The sequence below is a fragment of the Streptomyces neyagawaensis genome (assembly GCF_023516595.1).
GTDB classification, from domain to species: Bacteria; Actinomycetota; Actinomycetes; order Streptomycetales; family Streptomycetaceae; genus Streptomyces; species Streptomyces neyagawaensis.
In genome coordinates this window covers 1-10,906 of sequence record NZ_JAMGBG010000114.1, presented here as the reverse complement: position 1 = coordinate 10,906, position 10,906 = coordinate 1, and the positions used below count along the sequence as shown (strand labels likewise).

Sequence of the window (10,906 nt, the reverse complement as noted above, 5' to 3'; positions counted from 1 at the left end):
CTTCAAGCTGGACCACCTGGCCACCCGTATGCGCCGCAACGGCGAGAACCTCCTGGTCCTCGCCGGCGAGGAACCCGGCCGCCGCTGGGACCAGCCCGTCCCCCTCATCGACGTGCTGCGCGCCGCCTCCTCCGAGGTGGAGCAGTACGAGCGCATCGAGCTGTCCGGTGTCCCCGAGGCCGAGATCCACGGCCGCGCCGTCACCGACCTCGTGCACCTGCTGGCCGAGCTGCTGGAGAACGCCACCACGTTCTCCTCACCGCAGACCAAGGTCCGTGTCACCGCGACCCGTCTGCCCGACGGCCGCGTGATGATCGAGATCCACGACAAGGGAATCGGCCTCACCGCCGAGGACTTCGCCGACATCAACCACAAGCTGGCCAACCCGCCGACCGTGGACGCCGCGATCTCCCAGCGCATGGGCCTGTTCGTGGTCGGCCGCCTCTCCGACCGCCACGGCATCCGCGTCCAGCTCCGCCCCTCCGGCGAGCAGGCCGGCACGACCTCCCTGGTCATGCTCCCGGACGTCATCACCCATGGTGGCGGTGGCGAGCAGCAGCCGCTGGCGGACCAGTTCACGGTCTCCCAGATCATCCCGGAGCAGCACGCGTTCCAGCAGCAGCAGCAGAGCGCCCCGATGCGTACCGCCGCGGAGCTGGGCTTCGACGACAGCCGCTACGAGATACCCAACGACATCCGCGAGCTGGACCCGGTGGGCCGCTCCCTGATGCGTGAGGAGCGCCGTGCGGCCCTGGAGGCCCAGACGCACGGTCAGAACCCGGCCATCGAGCCGCCGCGCTACGGCGACGACTTCCAGGCGCCCGAGCCGTCCTACGACAACGGCGCGACGGCCTATGTGGACCAGCAGCAGGCCTACGACCAGCAGACGGCGTACGAGGAGCCGCAGCAGCCGTCGTACGACGAGGCGTACTTCGGTCAGGGCGGCGCCGTGCAGAACGGCAACGGGCAGCCGCGGGGCGGGAGCGACACGTTCCCCGCGACCGGCGGTTACCCGGAGCCCGCCTATGCGGAGCCCGCACAGGAGGAGCAGGCCCCGGCGGCCCAGGAGACCTACTCGGGCTTCGAGGAGTCGTCCTATCAGGACGACTGGCCGCAGCAGCAGGACTACCAGAGCTCCTACCGCTCCGAGTACGCTCCGGAACCGGAATCTTCGCAGGCCGCTGACGTGAAGGAGCCGGACCGCGTAGGCTTCGACCGTCCGGGATCCACTCCCTCCGCCGGCCACGCGCTGACCGACGCCGGCCTCCCCCGTCGCGGGTCCACCGCGAGCATGGGCGGCACGAGCGCGGGCGCCGTGAACGGACGACGGGATGTGTCCCAGGACCAGCCGACGACCGGGGGGACGAACGGCGACTGGCGCTCGGCCAACGACGAGCGCTGGCAGCAGGCGTCCCAGTTGAAGAAGCCGAAGGCGGGCGGGGTCACCTCCTCCGGCCTGCCGCGGCGGGTACCCAAGGCCAATCTGGTCGAGGGGGCCGCCACGACGACCCCGCAGGGAGGTCCACAGATCTCCCGCGCCCCGGAGGACGTCCGGGGCAGGCTGAGCAACCTGCGCCGGGGTGTCCAACGAGGACGCAACGCAGGCAGTGAAACGAACGGCCAGGGCTTCGGTCCTGACAGCACCTACAACCAGGAGCGTTAGTGTGAGCCCGATGAGCCAGGCGGCACAGAACCTGAACTGGTTGATCACCAACTTCGTGGACAACACCCCCGGGGTGTCCCACACGGTGGTGGTCTCCGCCGACGGACTCCTTCTGGCGATGTCCGAAGGGTTTCCGCGCGACCGAGCCGACCAGCTGGCGGCCGTCGCGTCGGGTCTTACCTCTCTGACCGCGGGTGCCTCCCGCATTTTCGAAGGTGGCAGCGTCAATCAGACGGTTGTGGAGATGGAGCGGGGATTCCTGTTCATCATGTCCATTTCCGACGGTTCCTCGCTCGCCGTTCTCGCACATCCGGAAGCCGACATCGGCCTCATCGGGTACGAGATGGCCCTTCTGGTGGACCGTGCCGGCACGGTCCTGACGCCCGATCTTCGTGCGGAGCTCCAGGGCAGCCTGCTCAACTAACAGTGAGACGGTGCGTTTTGGCGTCCCGGGGCCGTAAGGTTTCGGGACGCGGCTTCCAATGAGCCATGGATGCCAGCACAGTCGGAGGAGGAGAGAACGTGGCAACACCCCCAGGCGGTTCATCGTCGGGCAACTGGTCCTACCCTGGCCAGGGGCCGGGCCAGGGTGACCAGAATCGGTACAACTTCCCCTCCGCACCGAGCCGCCAGCAGCCGTACGCACCGCAGGGCCCCGGTCCTTCGCCGTACGACCAGCCGCCGGCACCGCGCATCCAGCCGGTACAGCCGCAGCGCCGCAGCCCCGAGCCGTCCCCCGCGGGAGGGGCGAGCAACCCCCTGGTGCGCCCGTATGCCATGACGGGCGGCCGCACCAGGCCGCGCTACCAGCTCGCCATCGAGGCGCTGGTGCACACCACCGCGCAGCCGCACCAGATGCAGGGCCAACTGCCCGAGCATCAGCGGATCTGCAACCTCTGCCGGGAGATCAAGTCGGTGGCCGAGATCTCGGCCCTCCTGACGATCCCTCTCGGCGTGGCCAGGATCCTCGTCGCCGACTTGGCGGAGGCGGGCCTGGTCGCCATCCATCAGCCCGGCGGCGACGAGAACGCCGGCGGCCAGCCAGACGTGACACTGCTCGAAAGGGTGCTCAGTGGACTTCGCAAGCTCTAGCGGCGGTCCTTCCCGCTCCACCACCTCAGCGAAGATCGTGGTGGCGGGTGGCTTCGGCGTGGGCAAGACCACGTTCGTCGGGGCCGTCTCGGAGATCAACCCGCTGCGTACCGAGGCCGTGATGACGTCCGCTTCCGCGGGCATCGACGACCTCACCCACACCGGAGACAAGACGACGACCACCGTCGCCATGGACTTCGGCCGTATCACCCTGGACCAGGACCTGATCCTGTACCTGTTCGGCACGCCCGGCCAGGACCGTTTCTGGTTCATGTGGGACGACCTCGTCCGTGGCGCCATCGGCGCGATCGTGCTCGTCGACACCCGGCGGCTGGCCGACTGCTTCCCGGCGGTCGACTACTTCGAGAACAGCGGGCTGCCGTTCGTCATCGCCCTGAACGGCTTCGACGGCCAGCAGCCGTACAACCCGGACGAGGTCCGTGAGGCGCTGCAGATCGGGCCCGACACACCGATCATCACGACCGACGCGCGGCACCGGGCCGACGCGAAGTCGGCGCTGATCACTCTGGTCGAGCACGCGCTGATGGCGCGCCTGCGGTAGGAACCGCTCCCCCGCGTGGCCCCGAGAGCCGCGTTCTCCCGTATCCCCGGGAGAACGCGGCTTTTGTCGTACTAACAGCAAATCCATCCACTCCGTGTGCGCTGTCGGGTACGTTGAGCGACCTGCGGCGCGACGACAGGTCAGGGGGACGGCTGTCGGCGCCGGGAACATCGGGGGACACATGGACTGGCCCGGCGGTATGACCAGGGTGGGGCGGTACACGATCGTCGGTCTGCTCGGCGGTGGCGGCATGGGCACGGTCTATCTGTGCCGCACGCCCGGTGGGCAGCGCCTGGCGGTCAAGGTCATCCGTGCGGACCTCGCCGGGCAGAGCGAGTTACGACTGCGCTTCGAGCGCGAGGTGGCCGCGCTCCGCGAGGTGAACTGCCCCTACACCGTGCCGGTGTACGACGCGGAGACCCGGACGGCCCCGTTGTGGCTCGCCACCCGTTACGTGGACGGCCCCACCCTGGCCGTACGGGTCCGCGAGCAAGGACCACTCCCCGCCGGGCTCGTCCGACGGTTCGGTCTGATGCTGGCCGAGGCGCTCACCACCGTGCACGAACGCGGGGTGATCCACCGCGACCTCAAGCCCAGCAACATCGTCCTGGAGGGCGACGAACCCCGGCTCATCGACTTCGGCATCGCCAGGTCGGCGGCCGAGGCGAGCGGGCTCACCGCGCCGGGCGCCGTTCTGGGCACCGCCGGCTACATGGCCCCCGAGCAGCTCACGGGGCACCGGCCCACCCCCGCGGTCGACATCTTCGCCCTCGGCGCGGTCCTGACCCAGGCGGCGACCGGCCGTGCGCCGTTCGGCACCGGACGGGACGCCAACCGCAGGATCCTGAGTGCCACCCGGCCCGACCTCGACGGAGTGCCCGGGGACCTCGCCCGGCTGATCACCGCATGTCTCTCCTACGCGCCCCGCGCCCGGCCCACGCCACTCGAGCTCATGACCGCACTGACCGCCCTGGCGGACGCGCCGACCCGGCCGCGGCACGCGCCCCCGCCGAGCGTCCGCCCACCGCACGGGCCTACGACGCCGAGGCCGCCGCACCGGTGCCGGGTGCCGGGGCCGCCGGAGCCGGGCGGCGGCTGTGCGCTGCGGCCCGCCGCCGTCCGGCTGCTGGAGGCGGGACTGACCCAGGAACTCATCCGGAAGGCACTCGCGCACCATGACCGCTGACCCCCTTGTCCCCCTGAGCGACGGCTGGGAGGCGCTGGCCCGCACCTGGGCACGACGGCGGGGCGCCCGGGTCACCGCCGAACACGGCGCGCTCAGCGTCGACATCGCGGCCGGGGCCGCCGTGGGCGCACATGACGGCGGTGGCCACGGCCCGGCCGGGCAGGGCCCCGGACCGGCACTCGTCGTGGACTTCAACCAGGCCGGCGGGACGGTCGTGGTCATCGTCACGGACGGCACCCTCGTGCCACCCGACCGGGTCGCCCCGACCGCCGCGGCGGCCACCGCGTGGAACGCGCGCGAGGTGACCCCCACGGCCGTGCTCGGCTACGACCGCACCGAACTCCCGCTGCTCTCCGCCGTGTCGACGCTGCCGCTGCCGGCGCACATGACCCCGGCCGGTTTCGACGCGACGCTGGACGCCGTACTGGAGCGTGCGGCCCGGCTGCTCACGGAGTGCCGGGACCTGGGACACACCCTGCGGTCGGCCGACGACCTGGCCGCACGGGGGTGAGCCGGTGTATCTCGTCTTCCAGACACTCATGGCGACGCTGCTGGCGCTGATCACCGTGGGGATGGCACTGATCTGGGCCACCCGCGGCCGCCCCGCCCGCCGCCCGGCCAACGGGCATCGGGAGGGAAACAGGGAAGGGAACAGGGAAGGGCGCAGGCAGGGGAACAGGACTGGGTCCGGCGAAGGGAGAGGTCAGGGGCCCGAGCGCCGCGACGAGGGAGGTCGTCGGAACCGGCGGCGCGACGGGCGGACGGACCGGCGGGCCGACCGGCGGGGCCGCAGCGGTGGTCGCACCCCGGCAGCCGGGCACGAACGCCCTCGTCGAGGCAACCGCCCGGTCGAGGGCCGCCGACTGCGGACCGATGTGCGCCGGCTGCTCGGCCTCCCCGGGCGGCTGCTGGAGTGGTCGGGCGTCGCGCTGGCTCAGTGGGCCCAGGGCGATGCCGAGCGACGGATGCGCGGCGGTTCGGGTGGCCAGCGTCGTTCGGGCCGCGAGGGCGGTTCGGGTGGCCGAGGCGGTTCGGGCCGCCACGACGGTTCGGGTGGTTCGGGCAGCCACGACGGTTCGGGTGACTACGGCGGTTCGGGTGACACGGAAGGTGTCGAGGAGCGGGCCGGCGTCGCGGGACAGGGCACAGTCGAGGAGGGCGCGGGCTTCGAGAACCACGGCCCGTTCGAGGGGGTCGGCGCCTTCGAGGGGCCCGGCGCGTTCGAGGCGCACAACCCGTGTGAGGGGAACGGCACGCCCGGTGGGTCGGGCCCGGGGCGGGAATCCCGGCGGCATCACGCCCCCGGGCGACTCGGGGAACCCACGGAAGCGGGGCGAGCGCAGAATCCTACGGATCTCCCCACACTTCCGACGCTTCCGGGGCTTCCTGTGCGCGGCAGGGAGCGTGCGGCTTCGGATCGGCCGGCCTTGCCAGCGCGCGAGCACCCGTACACGTCGTCGGCCACGCCGTACAGGCCGTCAACCGAGCCCCAGCGCATGGAGCCCCCCACCGCCGCGTACGACACCCGGCTCTCCTCCACCGCACCGCTCACCCCGCGCTCGTCGACCACACCGGGCTCACCGCTGGACTCCACCTCACCGCTGGACTCCACTTCACCGATCAGCCCCGCCTCGGTGGCGCCCACGCCTTCGGCACCATCCGGAACCTCCGGGCCACCCAATTCCCCCGCTGCTCGGGAGGTGTGCGAACCGCCCCGCGCGTCACGCCTGCCCGGCTCCACCGAAGAACCCGGTCGCGTCGGCCTGTCCGATCCCTCCGCTCCGTCCGGCGACTCCGCCCAGCCCAGCCCCGGTGACCTGCTCCCACCCGGTGGCTCCCTCCCGCCGGAGGTGGACGACTCCGGGCCCGCGCACGACGAGGGGTTCGGCGGCGAGCCGCCCACTCTCTACCTGGGCTCGGGCAGCAGGATCGCGACCGCGGTCACCTGGTTGCGCCCGCAGGGATACGTGGAGTGGGAGGGCGTCCTGCGCCGCGCTCACTGGCACGGGCCCGCGGACGCGTTCCCGCAGCCCGGCAGTCCCGTCCGGATCAAGGTCACGGGCACGGGCACGGACGCGGACCCACTGTCCGATCCGCCGGTGCTGGTTGCCCGCCCGCTCCGCTGACCCCTGACGTCCCACCACATCCCGCCACGTCCCGCCACCGAGCCCCTCGGTCCTCCTCCCCCTCTTGTCCCACTGTCCTGTCCTTCCACAGCACCACGGAGAAGCCGTGACTCACCATCCTGGTTCCGACGAGGCCCCACTCCCCTTTCCCTACACGGGTTTCGAGTTCGACAGCGCCCAACGGCTGCCGCTGCTGCTCTGCCTGGACGCCTCCAGCTCGCTCGCCACCAAGGGCGCCATCAACGCTCTCAACACCGCGCTGACCTCCTGGGCCGAGAGCCTGGTGGACGACATGGCGCTCGGCGCCGCCGTGGACGTAGCCATGATCACTTTCGGCGGTCCCGAGCACATCACGGTGTGGCAGGGCGACGTACCGCTCGGCAAGACCGCGCCGGTGTGGCCGCACAGCCCGTTCGTCCCGGCGCACGAGTTCCGTCCGCCACGCCTGCGCGCGCACGGGGTGACCCTGCTGGACCGGGCCCTGCGCCTGGCGATGGATGTGGTCGCGGACTACAAGGCGGGACTGCGCACCTCGGGACTGACGTACTACCGGCCGCAGATCTGTGTGGTCACGGACGGGTACCCCAGCAATGAGCGCGGTCAGTTCTCACACGCCTACCGCGACCTGCTGCCCGAGCTGCGCAAGGCGGAGGAGGAGCGCCGGTTCCGTCTGTTCGCGGTGGGCGTCGGGGAACAGCACAGCGGCGCGGAGGCGGTGCTGGAGGAGCTCGCGCCGAAATATCACGCCTGGCTGGACGGGTTCCCGTTCAAGGAGTTGCTCGCCGCGATGTCGCACAGCGCCCGCGCCGCGCAGGGCGGTGCGGCCGAGGCCGAGTTCCAGGAGATCTTCGCCCGGCTCAAGAGCAGGCGCGGCGGCGGGCAGGTGCCGGCGTGAGCGCCGCCGGCTGGCGGGTGCACGGCACGAGCGTGATCGGCTACCGGCACCTCCAGGACCGGCTGCCGTGCCAGGACGCACTGGAGCACCGGCACACCGGGACGGGCCTGGTGCTGGCGGTGGCGGACGGGGCGGGCAGCGCCCCCCGTTCGGAGGAGGGGTCCCGGCAGGTGGTGGCGCTCGCGGTGGACGCGTTCACGGCGGTGGCGACGCCCTGGGCGGACCACCCGGACGTCTACGCCCGCAAGAAGCAGCTGCTCGATGCCTTCCAGCGGGTCCGGAAGACGTTCCTGAGGTGGTGCGGCGGCGACCCCGCTCCGTACGCGACGACGCTGACGGTGGCGGTGCTGGCCGAGGGCTGGCTCGGGCAACTGTCCATCGGTGACGGGCTGGTGCTGCTGCGGACCGACGGGGGCGGTGCCCGGGGCTCGTACCATCTGCTGCCCCGCCCCCATGTCCGCAGCGAGTACGCGAACGAGACGGTGTTCGTCGGCTCACCGGGCGCGGTCGATCACGTCCGGGTGGACTGCGTGCGGGACGCCGGCATCGACGGGGTGATGCTGTCCACGGACGGGCTGACCAACGCGCTGCTGAAGCGCACCCCGGCCGGCCCGCCGCTGCCGCACGACGCGTTCGTGGGCCATCTCTTCGAGCGGCTCGGCCACCCCTCGTACGACCCCGGCGAGGAGGAACGGTGGCTGGCCGCCTTCCTGGCCTCGGACCAGATCACCAGGGTGACCGGTGACGACAAGACTCTTCTGTGGGCGATCCGGACATGACGACGACAGACGACGGCAGCCATGACATCAGCGCTCTGGTGCTCGGCGACGGCACACCGGTCGCACGCGACGGTGAGCCGCTCGGGGAGGGCGGATACGGCGACGTGTGGGCGTTGCGCGAACGTCCCGACCTCGCCGCCAAGATCTACAAACGCTCCCCGAACGAGCCCCAGTTGCGCCGGCTCACGGCCATGCTGCGGGCCCGGCCCCTGGCGGAGGAGAAGCTCCAGCCGGGCCAGCCTCCGCTGTTGGCATGGCCGACGGACCTCATCGAGTCGGGTGGACGGCCGGTCGGCTACGGCATGCCGAGGCTGGAGCCGTCGGCGCACACCCCGCTCAAGGGCCTGCTCCAGAAGCATGTGCGGCTGCACCGCCTGGACGGCGCCACGGACTGGAAGTTCCTGCTCGGGGTGGCCGCGAACCTGGCGTACATGACGGCCCGGCTGCATGTCGAGGGCTTCGTGGTGGGTGACCTGTCCAGCGCGAACGCGGTCGCGGACCGCAGCGGTTACATCACCCTGCTCGACTGTGACTCGTTCGCGTTCAAGGACGCGCTGACGGGCGAGGACTTCGGCTCCGACGCCTTCACGGACGACTACGCCTGCCCCGAGCGCCACAACGGGACGCAGCCGACACGGCACTCGGACGACTTCGCCCTGGCGGTCCTCGTCTACCAGCTGCTCACCGCGGGAAACCATCCCTTCGACGGAGCCCCGAAGTACGGCTCCGAGGAATCCACCCGGAAGGACAACATCGTCACCGGCACGTCCTTCCTCGTCCATCCCGATCGCGTGGTGCTGCCCGCCCACCTGCTGCCTCCCGCGGTGGTGCCGCCCGCGGTGCTCCGGTTGGCGAGGGCCACGTTCGGGCCGGGGCTGCGGGAACCGGCGCGCCGGCCGTCCTCGGCGGCGTGGCTGGCCGCGCTCGACGACGTCCGTGAGGACGTCGCCCAGTGCTCCCAGGTTCCGGCGCACTCCTACGGTGGTCATCTCGGCGTGTGTCCGTGGTGCCGCCGTCTCGCGGAGGGGCAGTCCGACCCCTTCACCCGTTCGCACGGACGGGCCGGTGCGGCGGGGGCGTCGTCCGCGTCCGCCTCCGCGAACGGGTACGCCTCCCCGTCGCGGCCCGTCTCGTCACCCGCCGGGCCGTCCCGGACGGGACCTTCCGGCGCGGCGGCGTCCACGTCCGCCCGGTCCCGGCCCACGGCGGCCGGTAGGCCGGCATCGGCCGCGAGCAAGGCATCGGCCGGATCGCGTACCGCCGCTCCGGGGTCCGCCGGACCGGGTTCCCCCGCGCAGGGGCCCGCCGGACCTGCGGGCCCCTCGTCCACGGGCCCCTCCACAACAGGTCCGTCCCGCTCAGGCCCGACCCGCTCGGGTCCGGCGCGCAACGGGACGGGGCCCTCCGACTCGGCCCAGGCAGCCGCGCCCCCGCCGCCCCCGCCCACGAGGTCCCCCGGCGCTCCCGCACCGAAGCCGGGCGCGGCCACCGGCTCCGGGAACGGCGACTCCGCCGCCCTGGCCGTCGGCTGCGGCATGCTGCTGGTGGCGCTCGCCCTCCTGGGGCTGATCGTCTGGGGCATCGTCGCGGTGCTCTGACCAGGCACGGAACCGCAGGGCGAGGCCGCGGGAAGGGCCGGAGCGTCAGCGCGCCGCCGGAAGACCGGAGAGGACCGGAACCCCCACTCAGGGGGTTCCGGTCCTCTCCGGTGACGGCGGTCGGGTCCGCTCAGCGCCAGCTGTGCGGGGCCCGGAAGCCGGACTCGCGCTCCAGGCGGCGCCAGCCGGCGCGGGCGCGGCCGCGGTGGACCGGGGTCTCGGCGGGCCGGGCCGACGCTCGGGCGAGGAGCAGCGCGGTGATCGCGGCCACTTCCTCGGGTTCGGCGTGGCCCTTCTCGACGCGAATATCAGGAAGCTTCATGAAGTCAGTCTCCGTGGATGAGGTTTCCGCAGGGGTACGGCGAAGGAACCGGCGGATTACTGCGGCGGGTTGCCGTGCTTGCGGGAGGGCAGGTCGGCGTGCTTCGTGTGGAGCATCGCCAGGGAGCGGATGAGCACGGAGCGGGTGTCCGCGGGGTCGATGACGTCGTCCACGAGGCCGCGCTCGGCCGCGTAGTACGGGTGCATCAGCTCGGCCTTGTACTCCTTGACCATGCGGACACGCATGGCCTCGGGGTCCTCGGCGTCGGCGATCTGCCGGCGGAAAATGACGTTGGCGGCACCCTCGGCGCCCATCACCGCGATCTCGTTGGTGGGCCACGCGTAGGTGAGGTCGGCACCGATGGACTGGCTGTCCATGACGATGTACGCACCTCCGTAGGCCTTCCGAAGGATCAGGGAGATCCTGGGCACGGTCGCGTTGCAGTAGGCGTAGAGCAGCTTCGCGCCGTGGCGGATGATTCCACCGTGCTCCTGGTCTACACCAGGCAGGAAGCCGGGGACGTCCAGAAGAGTGACGATCGGGATGTTGAAGGCGTCGCACATCTGCACGAAACGCGCGGCCTTCTCGCTGGCCTCGATGTCGAGGACGCCCGCGAGGGTCTGCGGCTGGTTGGCGACGATGCCGACCACCTGGCCGTCGAGCCGGCCGAGGGCGCAGATGAT

The 10,906-nt window shown here is 71.8% G+C and carries 12 protein-coding genes; 10 read left to right on the top strand and 2 right to left on the bottom strand.

The window, feature by feature from the left end:
* From M8J73_RS34280 to M8J73_RS34235, 10 genes are all read left to right on the top strand, one after another.
* Window positions 1-1,663: sensor histidine kinase (locus M8J73_RS34280; RefSeq protein WP_249829476.1), on the top strand; the 1,663-nt coding region annotated here is incomplete at its 5' end.
* Window positions 1,664-1,673: 10 nt separating this feature from the next.
* Window positions 1,674-2,087, top strand: coding sequence for a roadblock/LC7 domain-containing protein (locus M8J73_RS34275; RefSeq protein ID WP_004983065.1), 414 nt, complete (start codon window positions 1,674-1,676; stop codon window positions 2,085-2,087).
* Window positions 2,088-2,185: 98 nt separating this feature from the next.
* Window positions 2,186-2,755 (top strand): DUF742 domain-containing protein, encoded by a 570-nt coding sequence (locus M8J73_RS34270; RefSeq protein ID WP_055515379.1) that lies wholly within the window; start codon window positions 2,186-2,188, stop codon window positions 2,753-2,755.
* Window positions 2,736-3,317: a GTP-binding protein gene (locus M8J73_RS34265; RefSeq protein WP_009314218.1), complete on the top strand. Its 582-nt coding sequence runs from the start codon at window positions 2,736-2,738 to the stop codon at window positions 3,315-3,317. The genes M8J73_RS34270 and M8J73_RS34265 overlap by 20 nt, the downstream gene beginning before the upstream one ends.
* Before the next feature lie 181 nt (window positions 3,318-3,498).
* Window positions 3,499-4,503, top strand: a complete 1,005-nt coding sequence (locus M8J73_RS34260) for a serine/threonine-protein kinase (protein ID WP_055537756.1) — start codon at window positions 3,499-3,501, stop codon at window positions 4,501-4,503.
* Window positions 4,493-5,014: a YbjN domain-containing protein gene (locus M8J73_RS34255; protein ID WP_055537757.1), complete on the top strand. Its 522-nt coding sequence runs from the start codon at window positions 4,493-4,495 to the stop codon at window positions 5,012-5,014. Before M8J73_RS34260 ends, M8J73_RS34255 begins: the two co-directional genes overlap by 11 nt.
* Window positions 5,015-5,999: 985 nt before the next feature.
* Window positions 6,000-6,629, top strand: a complete 630-nt coding sequence (locus M8J73_RS34250) for a hypothetical protein (protein WP_157873078.1) — start codon at window positions 6,000-6,002, stop codon at window positions 6,627-6,629.
* A gap of 106 nt (window positions 6,630-6,735) precedes the next feature.
* A complete protein-coding gene (locus tag M8J73_RS45330) occupies window positions 6,736-7,524 on the top strand; it encodes a vWA domain-containing protein (protein WP_055537759.1) in 789 nt (262 codons plus the stop codon).
* A complete protein-coding gene (locus M8J73_RS34240; protein WP_055537760.1) occupies window positions 7,521-8,303 on the top strand; it encodes a PP2C family serine/threonine-protein phosphatase in 783 nt (260 codons plus the stop codon). Before M8J73_RS45330 ends, M8J73_RS34240 begins: the two co-directional genes overlap by 4 nt.
* Window positions 8,300-9,901, top strand: a complete 1,602-nt coding sequence (locus M8J73_RS34235; protein ID WP_249829475.1) for a hypothetical protein — start codon at window positions 8,300-8,302, stop codon at window positions 9,899-9,901. Before M8J73_RS34240 ends, M8J73_RS34235 begins: the two co-directional genes overlap by 4 nt.
* A 130-nt stretch (window positions 9,902-10,031) precedes the next feature.
* Here the strand turns inward: M8J73_RS34235 and M8J73_RS34230 are convergent, their stop codons facing one another.
* Both M8J73_RS34230 and M8J73_RS34225 read right to left on the bottom strand, forming a co-directional pair.
* Window positions 10,032-10,223: an acyl-CoA carboxylase subunit epsilon gene (locus M8J73_RS34230; protein ID WP_055542336.1), complete on the bottom strand. Its 192-nt coding sequence runs from the start codon at window positions 10,221-10,223 to the stop codon at window positions 10,032-10,034.
* Between the two features lie 56 nt (window positions 10,224-10,279).
* The coding region (locus M8J73_RS34225; protein WP_283947285.1) for a carboxyl transferase domain-containing protein at window positions 10,280-10,906 on the bottom strand (627 nt) is incomplete at its 5' end.

Coding starts and splice junctions, on each gene's coding strand:
- M8J73_RS34255 (WP_055537757.1), top strand. CDS start 4,493: ATGACCGCTGACCCCCTTGTCCCCCTGAGCGACGGCTGGGAGGCGCTG.
- M8J73_RS34250 (WP_157873078.1), top strand. CDS start 6,000: ATGGAGCCCCCCACCGCCGCGTACGACACCCGGCTCTCCTCCACCGCA.
- M8J73_RS34235 (WP_249829475.1), top strand. CDS start 8,300: ATGACGACGACAGACGACGGCAGCCATGACATCAGCGCTCTGGTGCTC.
- M8J73_RS34230 (WP_055542336.1), bottom strand. CDS start 10,223: ATGAAGCTTCCTGATATTCGCGTCGAGAAGGGCCACGCCGAACCCGAG.
- M8J73_RS34275 (WP_004983065.1), top strand. CDS start 1,674: ATGAGCCAGGCGGCACAGAACCTGAACTGGTTGATCACCAACTTCGTG.
- M8J73_RS34260 (WP_055537756.1), top strand. CDS start 3,499: ATGGACTGGCCCGGCGGTATGACCAGGGTGGGGCGGTACACGATCGTC.